We start from the raw sequence: 17,484 nt of genomic DNA, 5'->3' as shown, positions 1-17,484 counted from the left end.
CGGGGACGGATGCGCTCATCCCCAAGGACGACTGACCGCGGTTCCGATCCGGCGTAAGGAGTAGGTGCTCCCCTGGGAGGACCCGCCCCCGACGTCCTTCTCTGTCCCCCTACAGACGACTGGTGTTGCCGGATCGTTCCCCACGGGGCTGGGGTCCAACCCCATTCACCCCTTACCCTTGGGTTTTGTGTTCCGTAGCCGCGCCAAGGAAGAGAAGGCAGCGCCCACCGACAAGGTGTCGCTGACCGACTCCAAGATGCCCCGAGACCCTCAGGCCCCGAAGGGTCGGCCCACGCCCAAGCGCAGTGAGTCCCAGACTCAGCGCCGCAGCGTCGCCAACACCTCGATGACGCGCAAGGACGCCTCCAAGCGCCAGCGCGACGAGCGGCGCCTGGCGATGGAGAAGCAGCGCCAGGCGCTCTCCGGCCGGGGCAACGAACGGGACCTGCCCCTCCGTGACCGGGGCCCGATCCGCAAGTTCGGGCGTGACTACGTGGACTCGAGGATCAACATCGCCGAGTTCTTCCTGCCGCTGGCCGTGGTGATCCTGGTGCTCAGCGTGGTGCAGATCCCCGCGCTTCAGAACATCGCGCTGCTGCTGTGGCTCGTGGTGATCGTGCTGATCGTGGTCGACTCCTTCTGGAGCGTGTTCAAGCTACGCAAGCTGCTCGCCGAGCGCTTCCCGGGCCAGGACACCAAGGGCACGGTGCGCTACGCCCTGATGCGCTCCCTCCAGATGCGTCGACTCCGGCTGCCGAAGCCGCTGGTCAAGCGCGGAGAGCGGCCCTGAGCGCGGATTCCTTCTCCGGGGGCGCGGCGGACGCCTGGCTGAGCAGGCTGGGCGGGCTGCGGGATGTCGTACGACAGGAGCTGGTGGCCCGGCAGCTCGACGAGCAGATAGCCGGCCGGTATCCGGTCGGTCAGCGGTTGCGGGTGCTCGACGTCGGGATGGGCCAGGGCACGCAGGCCCTGCGGCTGGCCCGGGCCGGGCATCAGGTGACCGGGCTCGAGCAGGAACCGAAGATGGTCGCCGCCGCCCGTGCGGCGCTGTCCGGTGAGCCCGAGGGCATCCGGGAGCGGGTGCGGATCATCGAGGGCGACGGCCGGGACACCGGCGTGCACTTCCTGCCGGGCAGCTTCGACGTCGTGCTCTGTCATGGCGTACTCATGTATGTGTCCGAGCCCGATCCGCTGCTGGCGGGGCTCGCCCGGATGCTGGCGCCGGGCGGGCTGCTGTCGCTGCTCGTGCGGAACGCCGACGCGCTGGCCATGCGGCCCGGGCTGTCCTGGGACTGGGCGGGCGCGCTGGGCGCGTTCGACTCGACCGCCTACCGCAACCGGCTCGGTCTCGATGTGCGGGCCGACCGGCTCGGCACCCTGACCGCCACGCTCGCGGGGATCGGGGCGCCGCTCCAGGCCTGGTACGGCGTGCGGGTCTTCACCGACACCGCTCCGGAGGGCGTGGAGATCCCGGCGGACGTGGAGTCGCTGCTGGCCGCCGAGGAGCGGGCCGGGCGGACCGATCCGTATCGCGCGGTGGCCGCACTGTTGCACCTGTGCGGCGTGCGGGGCTGAGCGCGCGCCCCCTCCCCTAGGGGCCCGTTCGGGTCAGCAGCACGAGCCGGGCATTCACCCCAAAGAGACACTCGCGGTATGGACTCCTCCCGTACCCGCACCCGCTTCCGTGCCCTGCGGCCGGTCGCCCTGCTCGCCGGTCTCGCCTGTTCGGTGGCGCTGGTCGCCGGATGTTCCGACTCCGGGTCGTCCTCGTCGGCCTCCTCGAAGAAGGACGGCTCGACCACGCAGGCCGCCGAGGCCGCCGTGCCGATGACGGGCGGCGACCTCCAGAGCGACTACCTGAAGGTGATCAAGGAGGTCCTGCCGTCGGTCGTACAGATCCAGGCCAGCCGTGATCTGGGGTCGGGGATCGTGTACGACGGCCAGGGGCACATCGTCACCAACGCGCATGTCGTCGGGAACGAGAAGACCTTCAAGGTGACCACCGCGAACAGCGAGGACGTGCTCACCGCCAGGCTCGTCTACTCCTACCCCGAGCAGGACCTCGCCGTCGTCAAGCTGGACAAGGTGCCGGCCGGGCTGAAGGCGGCGGCCTTCGCGGACTCCTCCAAGGTCGAGGTGGGGCAGATCGTCCTCGCCATGGGCTCGCCGCTCGGACTGTCGTCCAGCGTGACGCAGGGCATCGTGTCGGCGACCGGACGGACCGTCAGCGAGGGCAGCTCCGGGGGCGGTACGGGCGCGACCATCGCCAACATGGTGCAGACCTCGGCGGCGATCAACCCCGGCAACAGCGGGGGCGCGCTGGTGAACCTGAACGGGCAGGTCATCGGCATCCCGACCCTCGCCGCCACCGATCCCGACCTCGGGGGCAGCGCCGCGCCCGGTATCGGGTTCGCGATCCCCTCCTCGATGGTGAAGACGGTCGCCGACCAGATCGTCAAGGACGGCAAGGTCACCGACTCGGGGCGGGCGGCCCTCGGCATCACCGGCCGTACGGTCGTCGACGCCGACTACCGAGCCGCCGGGGTCGCCGTGGTCGACGTGAAGGGCGGCGGGGCCGCCGACCAGGCCGGAATCCGGCCCGGGGACATCATCACGAAGCTCGGTGACACGGGCATCACCACGATCACCTCACTGTCGGAGGCACTCGCCGCCGACAAGCCGGGGCAGAAGACGACGGTGACGTACACCCGGAACGGGGCGTCGAAGAAGGCCGACGTCACGCTGGGCGAGCAGTAGGGCGTAGGGCGCGGCGGCCCCGGGAACGCGGCGGGGGCGGCCGGAACCTCTCCGGCCGCCCCCGCCTCGGCTGTGACGGGCTACGCGTCCTCGGCGTGCAGGCTCATCGGACCGTAGATCTGTGTGCCGTCCTCGAACAGGAACACCTGGTCCGCGCCGCCGGCGACGAGGTCCTTCCACACCTCGCCGAGCCAGGACTCCGCGTCGCCCTGAGTGGTGAACTCCTCGGGCTGTACCGCGGGTTCGACCTCGGTCCCGTCGGCCTTCTCGAACCGCCAGATCCATGCCGCCATGTATGCCTCCCGTGTCTGAGCGCATGCAGACATGCAGCGTATGCGCTCCGCCGGGTTTGCCGTGATCATGTTGCGGAAGTTCTTTGCCTGCGGGCCGGTGGGGGCTTGTCGCGCCCCGCGGCGGAGCCGCGGATGTCACAGTCCCGCGCCCCTTAAGGGGGGTCAGGATGGGCATCCTCGCTCGTGAGCGGTGAAAATCGGGGCGTGGAACTTACTCTGCTCGGTACCGGTGCCCCCTCTGGACTCCCTCGGCCCGACTGTCCTTGTGCCGGCTGTGCTGTTTCGCTCGGTGTGGATGCTCGGGCGGCCACTGCTGTGCTGGTGGACGGGACGCTGTTGCTCGACCTGACTCCGGGGGCGGCCTTCGCCGCTGCTCGGGCGGGGCATTCGCTGGCGGGTGTGCGGCAGGTGCTGTTGTCGCATCCGCATGACGGTCCGGCGGTGGAGGTGCCCGCCGGGTTGCCGCAGCCGGGACGGGTGCCGGACGGGCGGGAGCTCGCCCTGTTGACGGGGCACCGGGTGCGGGCGGTCGCCCTGGACGCGCCGGGCACCGGGTACGCCGTCACGGGGCCCGACGGGCAGCGGGTGCTGTATCTGCCGCCGGGGGGTGCGCCCGCCGGGCTGGAGGAGGGGCGGGTGGAGTCGTACGACATGGTGCTCGCCGATGTCGTGGGGCGGCCGGACGCGCTCGCCAAGCTGCGGGCGGTGGGGGCGATGGGCCCGGCCACCGATGTCGTCGCCGTCCATCTCGATCACGATGTGCCGCCGGGTGCCGAGTTGACGCGGCGGCTGGCGGCGGTGGGGGCACGGGCCGTGCCGGACGGGACGACGTTGACCGTGGGGGTGTACGAGGACGTGCCCGATGTGCCGAGGCGGACGCTGGTGCTGGGCGGGGCGCGGTCCGGGAAGTCGGTGGAGGCCGAGCGGCGGCTGGAGGCGTTTCCCGATGTGCTGTACGTCGCCACCGGCGGCTCGCGCAACGGGGACACCGAGTGGGCCTCCCGGGTGTCCGCGCACCGGGACCGGCGGCCGGGGTCGTGGCGTACGGCGGAGACCTGCGACCTGGTGCCGTTGCTGGCGGAGGACGGGCCGCCGTTGCTCATCGACTGTCTGTCGCTGTGGCTGACCGACGCCATGGACTCCGTGGGGGCGTGGGACGACACGGAGTGGGGGGACCGCGGGGAGAAGCGACTCCGGGAGCGGGTACGGGAGTTGACGGCCGCCGTGCGCGCGACCCGGCGGACCCTGGTCGCCGTGTCCAACGAGGTGGGCTCGGGGATCGTCCCGGCGACCGCGTCAGGGCGCCGGTACCGGGACGAGTTGGGGCGGCTGAACTCCGCGATCGCCGGTGAGTGCGAGCACGTGTTGCTGGTGGTGGCGGGGCAGGCGCTGACGTTGCGGGGCTAAGGCCTGCCCTGACGCTGCGGGTCAATACAGCTAGGGCATGCCCTGACACTGCTGGTTTCTGCGGGCGATCAGGCGTTGCGGGGGCGGGAAGGCGTCCGGGAGGCGGCGGGGTTCGGTGACGAACTCGACGGCGTGGGGCTCCAGTTGGGGGCGGAGGGTGTCCGGGGAGCCTTCCAGGAGGAGGAGGCCGCCGGGGCGCAGGACCGTGAGGGCGGCGTGGAGTTCGGCGTCGGGGTCGGGGGCGGGCGAGCGGTCGCGGAGGAGGGTGACGACGTCGTAGCGGGCGCGGAGGACGGTCGTGAGGTGCGGGTCCGTGAGGTGACCGGCGTAGGCCTCCTCGATGCGTTCGGCGGCGCGGGCGCGGACGACCCGGGGGGTGGGGTCGACGCCGTCGAAGGAGGTGTACGGGAAGAGGGCCTTCGCCGTCTCCGGGAAGTGGGCGTCGCCCGTGCCGACGTCGAGCCAGCTCTCCGGTTCGGGGAGGAGCCGCAGGATCGCGCGGGCCAGCGCGCGGTGGCGGCGGTACGCGTCGAGGGTGCTGACGCGCGTGCTGACGCGGGTGCGCAGGCTGTTCATGGGCGGCTCCCGGAGACGTACGGCAAAACGGTACAAAACGATACGTACGGGATCTTGATCTTCGGGGCAAGGACGTCGGGGGCGCGTGGTGGCGATCTGGCTCCGTGGCGTTCGACCGCTGCCGGTACTGTTCGGCGAATGAGCTCGCTTAATCTCGACGACTTCACCGATCTGATCGAGCGCCCCGACGGCGGAGTGCGCCGTGACGCCGAGGCGCGGCGGGAACGTCAGATCGTGCCGCCCGGGGCGCTGGGCCGACTCGACGACCTGGGTGAGTGGCTGGCGGCGGCGCAGGGCGCCGTGCCGGTGCGGCCGGTCGAACGGCCGCGCGTGGTGCTGTTCGCCGGTGACCACGGGATCGCCTCGCTCGGCGTGTCGGGCCGGCCCGCGGGCAGCGCGGTGGAGTTGGTGCGGTCCGTGCTGGAGGGCGGCAGCCCGGCGGCCGTGCTCGCCCGGCGGCTCGGCGTTCCGGTACGGATCGTGGACATGGCCCTGGACTGCGAGCCGGACTCACTGCCGGACGCGGTCGTGGAGCATCGCGTACGGCGGGGCAGCGGGCGTATCGACATCGAGGACGCGCTGACGCTCGAGGAGGCGGAGGCCGCGTTCAACGCCGGTGTCGCCGTCGCGAACGAGGAGGCCGACTCCGGTACGGATCTGGTGGTCCTCGGCGATGTCAGCGTCGGCGGTACGACCCCGGCCTCCGTGCTGATCGCGGCGCTGTGCGGGACCGACGCGTCGGTCGTCACCGGGCGGGGCGGACTCGCGATCGACGACCTGGCGTGGATGCGCAAGTGCGCGGCGATCCGGGACGCGCTGCGGCGGGCCCGGCCGGTGCTGGGCGACCAGTTGCAGCTGCTCGCGACGGTGGGCGGCGCCGACCTCGCCGCGATGACCGGGTTCCTGCTCCAGAGCGCGGTACGGAAGCTCCCGGTCATCCTGGACGGCGTCGTGGCCGCCGCCTGCGCCCTGGTCGGCCAGCGGGTCGCCTTCCGCGCCCCGGACTGGTGGCTCGCCGGCCAGAACAGCGGCGAACCGGGCCAGGCGAAGGCCCTCGACCGCATGGCCCTGGAGCCCCTCCTCGACCACGGCGTGACCGTCGGCGAGGGCGCGGGCGCGCTGCTCGCCCTGCCCCTGGTACAGGCCGCGGCGGCACTGTCGGCCGAACTGCCGCTCCGGCCGGAGGAGTTGGCGGGGGTCGAGGAAGCTCCGGAGACGGTGGAGACCGGGGAGCCGGAGAAGGCCGGCGAGCAGGTCGAGGCGGTCGGCGCGGGCGAGACCGTCACGGCGGACGAGACCGTCGTGACGGCAGAAGCCCCCACCTCGGAAGAGCCCAAGAAACCCGAGTGACCTGAGCGGCGGGGGCCGACTCGGGCGGCTCACGGCGGCGGCCAAAAGGTCCCGCGAGAGCGGAGAAGGCCGCCGAGCCGGCCGAGACGGCCGGCGCAGGCGAGACCATCACGACGGACCAGACCGTCGTGACGGCAGAAGCCCCCACCTCGGAAGAGCCCAAGAAACCCGAATGACCTGAGCCGGGGCCAACTCGGGCGGCTCGCGGCGGCGGCCAAGAGATCCCGCGGGGCGGAGAGGGCCGGAGAGGCTGCCGGGGGACTCCGCGCGGACAGGGCCACGGAGCGCGACCGGCCCCGGCTCCGACGGACCGGGGTCCTGGGTCCCCCCTGCCCCCCGTGACACAGGCCGCGGCATGCCCGGGCAGGGCGTCGCGGTGGCGAAGGACTGTTCGCCGTGTCGACGCCCATATGATCCTCCTTCATGGGAGATGTCCGGGTCGGGCCCGTTCAGGAACGTCATAGCTCAGCGGCCTCACGGCGGGCCGCGGCCTTCGCCGTCTGGTATTTGCGGGCCGTCGCGTTCATCAACTTCCTCAGCGCGGCGTGGGTTTCGCTGGGGCAGGACGTGCGACGGCACAACCAGGAGAACTTCTTCACGCCGTACCTGCTGACGGCGGGCTTCGCGTCCGGGGTGTTCACGGCCTTCCTCGCCATCACCATGCGGCGCCGCAAACGGGCCGCGTGGATTCTGAACCTGGTGGTCAGCGGGCTGTTCCTCGCGTTGTTCGGGTTCGCGATGTCGTTCCCGGAGATCCGCCGGTACCCGCAGAACTGGATCTCCCTGGTGCTCACCGCGGCCTTCGTCGGCTCGCTGCTCGTGGGGCGCCGGGAGTTCTACGCGAAGGGCGACCGGTCCAACCCCCGGCTCGCCGCCGTCGTCGCGGTCGTCGGGACCCTGGCCGCCTCGCTGCTCGCCGGGCTGCTGGTGACGGTCACCAACCAGGCGCAGGACGCGTCCCGTTCGACGTTCGTGGAGCGCTGGCGCTACGGCGCGTTCCGGCTGGTCTCCATCGCCGCCCCGGAGAACCGCTTCCCCGGCATCTGGACCCCGAACTGGGCCAACGTCACCATCAACGTCCTCAGCACCCTCCTGGTCCTCGCCGTCTTCTACGCCGCGTTCCGCTCCCGGCGCGCCGTCGACCCGCTCACCGAGGACGACGAGAAGCAGCTGCGGGTGCTCCTGGAGCGGCAGGGCGAGCGGGACTCGCTCGGGTACTTCGCGCTGCGCCGGGAGAAGAGCGTGGTGTGGTCGCCGACCGGCAAGGCGGCCGTCGCGTACCGGGTCGTGGGCGGGGTCTCGCTGGCCTCGGGCGACCCGATCGGCGACCCGGAGGCGTGGCCGGGCGCGATCGAGCCGTGGCTCGCGGAAGCCCGGGTCCACGGCTGGATCCCGGCCGTGATGGGCGCGAGCGAGGAGGCCGGCACCGTCTACGCGCGGCACGGCCTCGACGCCCTCGAACTGGGGGACGAAGCCCTCGTCGAGGTCGCCGAGTTCACCCTTGAGGGACGCGCCATGCGGACCGTACGGCAGGCCTACAACCGGGTGAAGCGGGCCGGGTACACCGTGCGGATCCGGCGCCACGAGGACATTCCGGCCGACGAGATGGCGTACCTGCTCAAGCGCGCCGACGACTGGCGCGACGGGGCCACCGAACGCGGGTTCAGCATGGCGCTCGGACGGCTCGGCGACCCCGACGACGGCCGCTGCGTGATGCTCGAATGCACGGACGGCGAGGGCGAGTTGAGGGCGGTGCTGTCCTTCGTGCCGTGGGGCCCGCACGGGCTCTCCCTCGACCTGATGCGGCGCGACCGCGACTCCGACAACGGGCTGATGGAGTTCATGGTGATCGAACTCCTGCGCCGCGCCCAGGAGATCGGCATCACCCAGGTCTCGCTCAACTTCGCCATGTTCCGCTCGGTCTTCGAACGGGGGGCGCGGATCGGCGCCGGACCGGTGCTGCGGCTGTGGAGGTCGCTCCTCAGCTTCTTCTCGCGCTGGTGGCAGATCGAGTCGCTGTACCGCGCCAACGCCAAGTACCGGCCCATCTGGGAACCCCGGTTCCTGCTCTTCGAGAAGAGCGCGGACCTGCTGCGCATCGGCCTCGCGGCGGCGCGCGCGGAAGGCTTCCTGGAGGCGCCGGGCCTGCCGAAGTGGCTGCACCGCAAGCACCTGGAGACGCACAGATGAACCGCCTCGCCCGCTGGGCCCGCGCCGAATGGGGACTGCTCTACGTCACCGTGCGCGAGCCGCTGCTGAAGCGGCCCTGGCGGGCGATCCCGATGACGATCGGCGCGGTGCTGCTGACGGCGGTGCTGCAATTCGTGCAGAACCAGTCCTGGGGCTACCGGTTCGTGCAGGACGCGGGCGCGGTCAGGGCGGTGGACCCCCTGTGGCTGGCCCTTCTCCGTACCCCGCTCTCCCTCTTCGTCCCGGCCCTCGACCTCCCCGTGTGGGGCGCGCTGGCGCAGATCCTCTTCGTGTTCGGCGTCGCGGAGATCACCCTCGGCCGCTGGCGCACCCTGGTCATCGCCTACGTCGCGACCCTCGCCGGCACGCTCTACGCCCGCCTCGGCATCCGGCTCGGCTTCGACAACCTGTTCGGGCTGCCCAGCTCGGACCGGCTCGTCGTGGACACGGGTCCCTCGGCCGCCGTGGTCGGCCTCGCCGTCTTCATCGCGTGGCGCTACGGCGCGTACGTCACCGCGCTCGCGGTGACCGCGGCGATGGCGATCGAGGTGCTGCTCAAGGGCAACCTCGCGGGCAAGGAACACCTGGCGGCGATCATCGCGGTGGGGCTGCTGTGCCTGATCTCGGCGGTACGGCACCGAGGGCTGCCCCTGCGGTAGGCGGGGTGCGGCTACCGGCGGCCGGGAATCCGTACCGGGTCCGGGTCGGGTTTGCCGCCGATCCAGTCCTGGAGCTTGCGGCGCGGGCCCACCCAGCGGCGGTCGTGGTGATAGGCGCGGAGCGTGGAGCGGGCTCGGGCCCGGTGGCGCCGGTCGCGGTAGAAGCGCTTGGCCCAGAAGGAACCCGGGCGGGCCAGCCGGATCGCGCCCACGAGGGCGACCAGCGGGACCAGGACGCCGAAGACCGCCGTGCGGGCCTTGCCCTTGCTCAGGGCGATGAGCGAGAAGAGGAAGTTCACCGCGACGCTCACGATCACGCCGGCGCGGTCGTGGAGTTCGGAGTCGGTGAGGCCGTCGACCCCGAACGGCGAGAAACCGGCGAGGACGAACCCGACCAGGGCCGCCGTCAGCACCACCGCCTCGACGCTCTTGCGGCCCGCCTCGGTCCAGTACACGTCGTCGAGGTAGAGGATCAGCGCGAACTCGTCGAGCACCAGGCCCGCGCCGATCCCGAAGACGATCGCGAAGATCGCCGATCCGACGCCGTAGCGGCTGCTGGCCACCGCGCCGAAACCGCCGAGGACGCTGAGGACGACGCCCGGGACGACGTGGTGGATGTGCACGTCACCGGCCTTGATGTTGCCGAAGGGGCCCTTGCCGGCGCGGATCATGCGGGTGATGACCCGGGTGATGAGGAAGGTCAGGACGAAGGCGGTCAGCGCGAGGAGGAGCGGGAGTTTGCCCGGCTCGACGATGTTGCGGTGCAGCCAATGTCCCATATGCGCACTTTAGCCACGGCTCGCTCGGGTGCCCTCCCGGTCGCCGGGTAACCTGCGCCGGTGTCCACGACCCCGCCCCTCGACGGCCTCCGCTTCGCATTCGGCACGCTGACCGTTCTGCCGGTCACGGTGACCCGCTGGGACCGGGGGGCCGCGCGGGCGGGGATGCTCGCGGCGCCGCTGGTGGGGGTCGTAGTCGGCGGATGTGCCGCCGGCCTCGGGCTGCTGCTGCTGTTTCTCGGGGCGAGTCCGCTGCTCGCCGCCGTCGGGAGTGTCGCCGTGCCCGCCGTGCTCACTCGGGGGCTGCATCTGGACGGGCTCGCGGACACGGCGGACGGGCTGGGGAGCGGGAAGCCGGCGGAGGACGCCCTGCGGATCATGAAGCAGTCGGACATCGGGCCGTTCGGGGTGCTGACCCTTGTCTTCGTGGTGCTGGGGCAGGCGGCCGCGCTCGCTCAGCTCTACGGCGACTCGTGGGGGCGGGGTGCGGTCGGGGCGGTCGTCTCGGCGGTCGTGGCCCGCTCGGCGCTCACCCTTGCCGCCCGGGCGGGGGTGCCCGCGGCTCGGCCCGAAGGGTTGGGGGCGGCGGTCGCGGGGGTCGTGCCGGTGCGCTCCGCGGTGTCCCTGGTGGTGGGGGTCGTGGTCGTGGGTGGCGTGTGCGGATGGGGACTTGGGGTGTACGGGGTCGTCCCCGCGGTCATCGTGGCGCTGGTCGTCGCCGAGGTGCTCCTGCGGCATTGCCGGCGGCGGTTCGGAGGGGTCACCGGGGACGTGTTCGGGGGGCTCGCGGAGACCGCGGCCACGGCCGCGTTCGTCGTGCTTGCGCTGAGTGGCTGAGCGCGGGACCTCCGAGCGATCCCCGCCGCGGCCACTTCGCGGAGGGCGCGCGGACATCACGCGAACCGATGAGCGGGTCGCCCGCGTGAACCTCCCGAGTGTGACGCGGGACATCCGGAGTGAGGAGTGAGGATCTAGAAGCGGCCACGCCCTCACCGGCGGACGGGCCTCCGCTCCGCCGCTCCGCGGCCCCCCGCGGGAATGAGCCATCAGGCACACGCGCGTAGGCTCGCCCTGGGTGCTCAGCGGCCCCCTGTCTCCACCACCGCCGCAGGTCGGAAATAGGGTCGGCTGTCGGGCCCGGTCGACCCACACCGATCGACCACAGCAACTCCACATCGGAAGCGAGAATTCACCACTGTGACTGCTCTCACTCTCAGCACCGCCGCGGCGCCCGGCCTGCGGGCCGACGCGATCGTGATCGGTGTCGGCAAGGGCGGCAAGGGCCCGGTCGTCGCACCGGGCGCCGACGCCGTGGACAAGGCGTACGACGGCAGGCTCGCCGGCGTCCTGGAGACCCTGGGCGCCTCCGGTGCCGAGGGCGAGATCACGAAGCTGCCCGCACCGGCCGGCTTCAAGGCCCCGCTCGTGCTCGCGGTGGGACTCGGCGCGGAGCCCGAGGAGGGCGAGCCGTACGGCGCCGAGGCGCTGCGCCGGGCCGCCGGAGTCGCCGCCCGCGCGCTCACCGGCGCCAAGAAGGCCGCCTTCGCGCTCCCCCTCGCCGACGCCGCCGACGCCGGCGCGATCGCCGAGGGCGCGCTGCTCGGCGCGTACTCCTTCGACGCCTACAAGGGGAGCGCCAAGGACGCCAAGGTGGGCGGCAAGGCCCCCCTCGGCGAGGCCGCCCTGCTCGGCGGGAAGCCGCGCGACAAGGAGTACAAGGCGGCCGTGGAGCGTGCGCTCGCGGTCACCGAGGAGCTCAACCGCGCCCGCGACCTGATCAACACCCCGCCGAACGACCTCGACCCCGAGGCCTTCGCCGCCGTCGCGCAGACCGCGGCCAAGGAACACGGCATCAAGGTCGAGGTGCTCGACGAGAAGGCCCTCGAGAAGGGCGGCTACGGCGGCATCCTCGGCGTCGGCGCCGGGTCCGCGGCCGGTCCGCGGCTGGTGAAGCTGTCGTACACGAACGCCAAGGCGAGCAAGCACCTCGCGTTCGTCGGCAAGGGCATCACCTACGACTCGGGCGGCATCTCGCTCAAGCCGGCCGGGCACAACGAGACGATGAAGTGCGACATGAGCGGTGCGGCCGCGGTGTTCGCGGCCGTCGTCGCCGCCGCGCGGCTCGGCCTGGAGGTCAATGTGACCGGGTGGCTGGCGCTCGCCGAGAACATGCCGTCCGGTTCCGCGACCCGTCCCGGTGACGTGCTGCGGATGTACAGCGGCAAGACCGTCGAGGTGCTCAACACGGACGCCGAGGGCCGCCTCGTCCTCGCGGACGCGCTGTGGGCCGCCTCGGCGGAGAAGCCGGACGCGATCGTGGACGTGGCGACGCTGACCGGCGCGATGGTGCTGGCTCTCGGGAGCCGGACCTTCGGTGTGATGGCGAACGACGACGCGTTCCGCGCGGCGATCGTCGACGCCGCCGAGGAGGTCGGTGAGCCGTCGTGGCCGATGCCGCTGCCCGAGCACCTGCGCAAGGGGATGGACTCCCCCACCGCCGACATCGCGAACATGGGCGAGCGGATGGGCGGCGGGCTCGTCGCCGGTCTGTTCCTGCGGGAGTTCGTGGGTGAGGGGATCACCTGGGCGCACCTCGACATCGCCGGTCCCGCGTTCAACGAGGGCGGGCCGTTCGGTTACACGCCCAAGGGTGGAACCGGGTCCGCGGTGCGGACGCTCGTGCGGCTGGCCGAGCTGACCGCCGCGGGCGAACTGGGCTGACGTTCGCCCAGTAGCTCGATGCCCTGAGGCGCGTGGGCGACTGCCGGCCGGTCCCTGGCCGGTCGCGCAGTTCCCCGCGCCCCTGGGCAGGCGACCTCAGCCCCTCCTCTCAATTGAGCGTGTGGTGTCTCACACCCAGGCCCGGCGTCTCGTCGGGCCTCGACAAGTGCGAAGATGGGCTCGGCAGGACAGGGCCCCCACCACAGGGCCGAAGAAAGAGCGGCCGGACACCAGCCGCCGACCGGTCACCGCTGACCGGCGTGGCGCACATGCATGGAGGACGTGACGTGGCGAACGACGCCAGCACCGTTTTCGACCTAGTGATCCTCGGCGGTGGTAGTGGCGGGTACGCCGCGGCCCTGCGCGGGGCCCAGCTGGGCCTGGACGTCGCCCTGATCGAGAAGGACAAGGTCGGCGGCACCTGCCTGCACCGAGGATGCATCCCCACCAAGGCCCTGCTCCACGCGGGCGAGATCGCCGACCAGGCCCGCGAGAGCGAGCAGTTCGGTGTCAAGGCCACCTTCGAGGGCATCGACGTACCGGCCGTCCACAAGTACAAGGACGGCGTGATCTCGGGCCTGTACAAGGGACTCCAGGGTCTGATCGCATCCCGCAAGGTGCACTACATCGAGGGTGAGGGCAAGCTCTCCTCCCCCACCTCCGTCGACGTCAACGGCCAGCGCATCCAGGGCCGCCACGTCCTGCTGGCGACCGGCTCCGTGCCGAAGTCGCTGCCGGGCCTGGAGATCGACGGCAACCGGATCATCTCCTCGGACCACGCCCTCGTCCTGGACCGTGTGCCGCAGTCCGCGATCATCCTCGGCGGCGGTGTCATCGGCGTGGAGTTCGCCTCCGCGTGGAAGTCCTTCGGCGCCGATGTGACGATCATCGAGGGCCTGAAGCACCTCGCCCCCCTTGAGGACGAGAACTCCTCCAAGCTTCTTGAGCGCGCGTTCCGCAAGCGCGGCATCAAGTTCAACCTGGGCACCTTCTTCTCGAAGGCCGAGTACACCGAGAACGGTGTCAAGGTCACCCTCGCCGACGGCAAGGAGTTCGAGGCCGAGGTCCTGCTCGTCGCCGTCGGCCGCGGGCCCGTCTCCGCCGGTCTCGGCTACGAGGAGCAGGGCGTCGCCATGGACCGCGGCTACGTCCTGGTCGACGAGTACATGCGGACGAACGTCCCGACCATCTCCGCCGTCGGTGACCTCGTCCCCACGCTCCAGCTCGCGCACGTCGGCTTCGCCGAGGGCATCCTGGTGGCGGAGCGTCTGGCCGGCCTCAAGGCCGTCCCGATCGACTACGACGGTGTCCCCCGGGTGACGTACTGCCACCCCGAGGTCGCCTCCGTGGGCATCACCGAGGCCAAGGCCAAGGAGATCTACGGCGCGGACAAGGTCGTCGCTCTGAAGTACAACCTCGCGGGCAACGGCAAGAGCAAGATCCTGGGCACCTCGGGCGAGATCAAGCTCGTCCAGGTGAAGGACGGTGCCGTGGTCGGCGTCCACATGGTCGGCGACCGCATGGGCGAGCAGGTCGGCGAAGCCCAGCTGATCTACAACTGGGAGGCGCTGCCCGCCGAGGTCGCCCAGCTGATCCACGCCCACCCGACGCAGAACGAGGCTCTCGGCGAGGCTCACCTGGCACTGGCCGGGAAGCCCCTCCACTCCCACGACTGACCCCCTCGGTCGGACGACGACACAGACTTCCGCAATTCGTAAGGAGCAACCGAAACCATGGCGGTTTCCGTAACCCTTCCGGCGCTCGGTGAAAGCGTCACCGAGGGCACTGTCACCCGCTGGCTGAAGGCCGAGGGCGAGCGAGTAGAGGCCGACGAGCCGCTGCTCGAGGTGTCGACCGACAAGGTCGACACCGAGATCCCCTCACCCGTCGCCGGTGTACTGGCCTCCATCAAGGTGGCCGAGGACGAGACCGTCGAGGTCGGCGCCGAGCTGGCCGTGATCGACGACGGCACGGGCGCGCCCGCCGCGGCTCCGGCCCCGGCCGCCGAGCCCGAGGCGGCTCCGGCCCCCGAGCCCGCTCCGGCCCCGGCCGCGGAGGCCCCCGCGGCTCCGGCCGCCGCCCCCGCGCCCGCCGAGACCCCCGCCGCTCCGGCCGGTGGCGCCTCCGGTACCGACGTCGTGCTGCCCGCACTGGGCGAGTCGGTCACCGAGGGCACCGTCACCCGCTGGCTGAAGGAGGTCGGCGAGGAGGTCGCGGAGGACGAACCCCTCCTGGAGGTCTCGACCGACAAGGTTGACACCGAGATCCCCTCCCCGGTCGCCGGCGTCCTGCTGGAGATCCTGGTCGGCGAGGACGAGACCGCCGAGGTCGGCGCCAAGCTCGCCGTCGTCGGCGCCCCCGGTGCCGCTCCCGCGGCTGCCCCGGCTCCGGCCGCCCCGGCGCCCGCTCCGGCGGCTGCCGCTCCGGCTCCGGCCCCCGCGCCGGCCGCCCCCGAGGCTCCGGCCGCGCCCGCGGCCCCGGCTCCGGCTCCGGCGCCCGCCCCGGTCGCCGCCGCTCCGGCCGCCCCCGCCGCCCCGGCCCCCGCGCCGGTCGCCGCGGCTCCGGTGACCCCGGCCGCTCCGGCGCCCGCCGCCGCACAGCCCGCGGACGACGGCGCCTACGTCACCCCGCTGGTGCGCAAGCTCGCGTCCGAGAACGGCGTGGACCTGTCCACCGTCAAGGGCACCGGCGTCGGTGGCCGTATCCGCAAGCAGGACGTCCTCGCCGCCGCCGAGGCCGCGAAGGCCGCCGCCGCCGCTCCGGCTCCCGCAGCCGCCGCCGCTCCGGCCGCCGCGAAGAAGGCGCCGACGCTGGAGGCCTCCCCGCTCCGCGGCCAGACCGTCAAGATGCCCCGCATCCGCAAGGTCATCGGCGACAACATGGTCAAGGCGCTGCACGAGCAGGCGCAGCTGTCCTCGGTCGTCGAGGTCGACGTCACCCGCCTGATGCGGCTGCGCGGCCAGGCCAAGGACTCCTTCGCCGCGCGCGAGGGCGTCAAACTCTCCCCGATGCCGTTCTTCGTGAAGGCGGCGGCCCAGGCGCTGAAGGCCCACCCGGCCATCAACGCCCGGATCAACGTCGAGGACGGCACGATCACCTACTTCGACACCGAGAACGTCGGTATCGCGGTGGACTCCGAGAAGGGCCTGATGACCCCGGTCATCAAGCACGCGGGCGACCTGAACATCGCCGGTATCGCCAAGGCCACCGCCGAGCTCGCGGGCAAGGTCCGGGCGAACAAGATCACCCCGGACGAGCTGTCCGGCGCGACCTTCACCATCTCCAACACCGGTTCGCGCGGCGCGCTCTTCGACACGATCATCGTGCCCCCGAACCAGGTCGCGATCCTCGGCATCGGCGCCACGGTCAAGCGCCCCGCCGTGATCGAGACGGAGGAGGGCACGGTCATCGGCGTACGCGACATGACCTACCTGACCCTCTCCTACGACCACCGCCTGGTCGACGGTGCCGACGCGGCCCGTTACCTGACGGCGGTCAAGGCGATCCTGGAGGCGGGCGAGTTCGAGGTCGAGCTCGGCCTGTAGTCGGCCACCTGGTCCGTTGTCTGTACGGTGCCCCCGTTCCGGAATCCTCCGGGCGGGGGCACCGCGCGTTTCCGGGACGGCCGACACGTCGCCGGCCGCCCGCGAGCCCGGCGTACGATCCCGTCGTGTGCGCGCCGATGTCGCCGCCGCCGCGTGGCAGCCCCGGCCGACTCGGCCGGACTCCCGGGCGCCGTCCGGTCCCACGAGGCCCCGGACGCCACCGGCGCCACTCCCGCCGCTCCCGCCCCGAACCCCCTGTTCCGCGCGCTCCGACGCCCCGGACGGCCACCACGCCGATCCGCCCCGTCGGCGTGTAAGTCTCGTCTCACCTGCATGAAAGCGCCCCCGTGCGCCCCTCCCGAGCGGGCGTGCGGCCTTATTGTCTAAACGTCAAACGCCCTTAAGGAGCTCTCATGACCGCGCCCGTCGTCCACTCGCTGCGCGAACAGATCCGCGAGCACATCGTGGAGGGGATCGTGAGCGGTCGCTGGAAGCCGGGCGAGCGGATCGTGGAGCGGCGGATCGCGACCGAGCTGGAGGTCTCCCAGACGCCGGTGCGGGAGGCGCTGCGCGAGCTGGAGTCGCTGCGGCTGATCGAGTCCGCGCCGAACAAGGGCGTCCGGGTACGGAATCTGACCGCGGCCGACCTGGAGGAGAGCTATCCGGTGCGGGCCGGCCTGGAGGCCATCGCGGCGGAGCTGGCGGCGGAGAAGCTGGCCGAGGACTGCTCGGCCCTGGAGCCGCATGTCGCCGCGCTCTACGACGCCGACCGCGACGCCGACGGCACCGGCCAGGTCCGTCACACCGTCGGCTTCCACCGCGAACTGGTCCGCGCCGCCGGCAACTCCGTCCTCCTGCACACCTGGGAGGGCCTGGGCATCGAGGTCTTCACCGCCCTCTCCATCCGCTGGCTGGGCACGGTCCAGCAGTCGTACGCGGAGGAACACGAGGAACTGGTGGCCGCGTTCCGGCGCCGGGACCCGCGGATCGCGGAGCTGGTGAAGGCTCATGTCCTCGGCTGCGCCCCGCGCCCGTGACGCAGCCGAGCGCAGCCCTGCTCACCTGCGGGAACTCCCGGGAAACCGGTGAAAATCACGGCACCCGGTGCCTGCGCAAAAGGCACGCCGTGCCGACTTTCTCGTAATCAAGATATTTTGCCCGGGAACCTTTGATCGATCATCGATCAGGGAGTTACAGTCACCGACGG

15 protein-coding genes are annotated in these 17,484 nt (G+C 72.0%); 12 read left to right on the top strand and 3 right to left on the bottom strand.

Annotated features, from left to right (window positions below):
* The first annotated feature begins 235 nt into the window (after positions 1-235).
* From ACIRB1_RS09305 to ACIRB1_RS09295, 3 genes are all read left to right on the top strand, one after another.
* Positions 236-790, top strand: coding sequence for a DUF3043 domain-containing protein (locus tag ACIRB1_RS09305; protein ID WP_352186040.1), 555 nt, complete (start codon positions 236-238; stop codon positions 788-790).
* 83 nt (positions 791-873) lie between these two features.
* On the top strand, positions 874-1,575 hold the full coding sequence (locus tag ACIRB1_RS09300; RefSeq protein ID WP_403465138.1) for a class I SAM-dependent methyltransferase: 702 nt from the start codon (positions 874-876) through the stop codon (positions 1,573-1,575).
* A gap of 78 nt (positions 1,576-1,653) precedes the next feature.
* A complete protein-coding gene (locus tag ACIRB1_RS09295) occupies positions 1,654-2,757 on the top strand; it encodes a S1C family serine protease (protein ID WP_403465137.1) in 1,104 nt (367 codons plus the stop codon).
* An 80-nt stretch (positions 2,758-2,837) separates the two neighbouring features.
* Here ACIRB1_RS09295 and ACIRB1_RS09290 read toward each other — a convergent pair whose 3' ends face one another.
* Positions 2,838-3,050, bottom strand: a complete 213-nt coding sequence (locus ACIRB1_RS09290; protein ID WP_352186028.1) for a hypothetical protein — start codon at positions 3,048-3,050, stop codon at positions 2,838-2,840.
* A gap of 204 nt (positions 3,051-3,254) precedes the next feature.
* On the opposite strand from ACIRB1_RS09290, the gene ACIRB1_RS09285 reads away from it, so the two are divergent.
* Positions 3,255-4,457, top strand: coding sequence for a bifunctional adenosylcobinamide kinase/adenosylcobinamide-phosphate guanylyltransferase (locus ACIRB1_RS09285; protein WP_403465136.1), 1,203 nt, complete (start codon positions 3,255-3,257; stop codon positions 4,455-4,457).
* A gap of 30 nt (positions 4,458-4,487) precedes the next feature.
* Here ACIRB1_RS09285 and ACIRB1_RS09280 read toward each other — a convergent pair whose 3' ends face one another.
* On the bottom strand, positions 4,488-5,033 hold the full coding sequence (locus tag ACIRB1_RS09280) for a methyltransferase domain-containing protein (protein WP_403465135.1): 546 nt from the start codon (positions 5,031-5,033) through the stop codon (positions 4,488-4,490).
* Between the two features lie 138 nt (positions 5,034-5,171).
* Here ACIRB1_RS09280 and cobT point away from each other — a divergent pair, with 138 nt between their 5' ends.
* From cobT to ACIRB1_RS09265, 3 genes are all read left to right on the top strand, one after another.
* The gene (gene cobT / locus ACIRB1_RS09275; RefSeq protein ID WP_403465134.1) at positions 5,172-6,383 is read left to right on the top strand and encodes a nicotinate-nucleotide--dimethylbenzimidazole phosphoribosyltransferase; all 1,212 of its coding nucleotides are present in this window, start codon (positions 5,172-5,174) and stop codon (positions 6,381-6,383) included.
* A 423-nt stretch (positions 6,384-6,806) separates the two neighbouring features.
* Positions 6,807-8,573 carry a phosphatidylglycerol lysyltransferase domain-containing protein gene (locus ACIRB1_RS09270; RefSeq protein ID WP_403465133.1) on the top strand — a complete coding sequence of 589 codons (1,767 nt, stop codon included), beginning with the start codon at positions 6,807-6,809 and terminating at the stop codon, positions 8,571-8,573.
* Positions 8,570-9,232: a hypothetical protein gene (locus tag ACIRB1_RS09265; RefSeq protein ID WP_403465132.1), complete on the top strand. Its 663-nt coding sequence runs from the start codon at positions 8,570-8,572 to the stop codon at positions 9,230-9,232. The genes ACIRB1_RS09270 and ACIRB1_RS09265 overlap by 4 nt, the downstream gene beginning before the upstream one ends.
* Before the next feature lie 11 nt (positions 9,233-9,243).
* Here ACIRB1_RS09265 and ACIRB1_RS09260 read toward each other — a convergent pair whose 3' ends face one another.
* The gene (locus tag ACIRB1_RS09260; RefSeq protein WP_352186022.1) at positions 9,244-10,011 is read right to left on the bottom strand and encodes a hypothetical protein; all 768 of its coding nucleotides are present in this window, start codon (positions 10,009-10,011) and stop codon (positions 9,244-9,246) included.
* Between the two features lie 60 nt (positions 10,012-10,071).
* Between ACIRB1_RS09260 and ACIRB1_RS09255 the strand changes: the two genes are divergently transcribed.
* The 5 genes from ACIRB1_RS09255 (at position 10,072) to ACIRB1_RS09235 (ending at position 17,314) form a co-directional block, all read left to right on the top strand.
* On the top strand, positions 10,072-10,848 hold the full coding sequence (locus ACIRB1_RS09255; protein WP_403465131.1) for an adenosylcobinamide-GDP ribazoletransferase: 777 nt from the start codon (positions 10,072-10,074) through the stop codon (positions 10,846-10,848).
* Between the two features lie 360 nt (positions 10,849-11,208).
* On the top strand, positions 11,209-12,732 hold the full coding sequence (locus ACIRB1_RS09250) for a leucyl aminopeptidase (protein WP_403465130.1): 1,524 nt from the start codon (positions 11,209-11,211) through the stop codon (positions 12,730-12,732).
* Between the two features lie 287 nt (positions 12,733-13,019).
* Positions 13,020-14,408 (top strand): dihydrolipoyl dehydrogenase, encoded by a 1,389-nt coding sequence (gene lpdA, locus ACIRB1_RS09245; protein WP_352186019.1) that lies wholly within the window; start codon positions 13,020-13,022, stop codon positions 14,406-14,408.
* 57 nt (positions 14,409-14,465) lie between these two features.
* On the top strand, positions 14,466-16,277 hold the full coding sequence (gene sucB, locus ACIRB1_RS09240) for a 2-oxoglutarate dehydrogenase, E2 component, dihydrolipoamide succinyltransferase (protein ID WP_403465129.1): 1,812 nt from the start codon (positions 14,466-14,468) through the stop codon (positions 16,275-16,277).
* Between the two features lie 413 nt (positions 16,278-16,690).
* Entirely contained in the window at positions 16,691-17,314 is a 624-nt protein-coding gene (locus tag ACIRB1_RS09235) for a GntR family transcriptional regulator (RefSeq protein ID WP_352183605.1), read from the top strand.
* The last annotated feature ends 170 nt before the right edge of the window (positions 17,315-17,484 follow it).

The organism is Streptomyces sp. NPDC096013, assembly GCF_044763565.1.
GTDB lineage: Bacteria > Actinomycetota > Actinomycetes > Streptomycetales > Streptomycetaceae > Streptomyces.
Note: the sequence above shows the minus strand (reverse complement) of the source record. Positions and strands in the feature narration are given on the sequence as shown.

Coding starts and splice junctions, on each gene's coding strand:
- ACIRB1_RS09260 (WP_352186022.1), bottom strand. CDS start 10,011: ATGGGACATTGGCTGCACCGCAACATCGTCGAGCCGGGCAAACTCCCG.
- ACIRB1_RS09265 (WP_403465132.1), top strand. CDS start 8,570: ATGAACCGCCTCGCCCGCTGGGCCCGCGCCGAATGGGGACTGCTCTAC.
- ACIRB1_RS09290 (WP_352186028.1), bottom strand. CDS start 3,050: ATGGCGGCATGGATCTGGCGGTTCGAGAAGGCCGACGGGACCGAGGTC.
- ACIRB1_RS09235 (WP_352183605.1), top strand. CDS start 16,691: ATGACCGCGCCCGTCGTCCACTCGCTGCGCGAACAGATCCGCGAGCAC.
- sucB (WP_403465129.1), top strand. CDS start 14,466: ATGGCGGTTTCCGTAACCCTTCCGGCGCTCGGTGAAAGCGTCACCGAG.
- cobT (WP_403465134.1), top strand. CDS start 5,172: ATGAGCTCGCTTAATCTCGACGACTTCACCGATCTGATCGAGCGCCCC.
- ACIRB1_RS09280 (WP_403465135.1), bottom strand. CDS start 5,033: ATGAACAGCCTGCGCACCCGCGTCAGCACGCGCGTCAGCACCCTCGAC.
- ACIRB1_RS09270 (WP_403465133.1), top strand. CDS start 6,807: ATGGGAGATGTCCGGGTCGGGCCCGTTCAGGAACGTCATAGCTCAGCG.
- ACIRB1_RS09295 (WP_403465137.1), top strand. CDS start 1,654: ATGGACTCCTCCCGTACCCGCACCCGCTTCCGTGCCCTGCGGCCGGTC.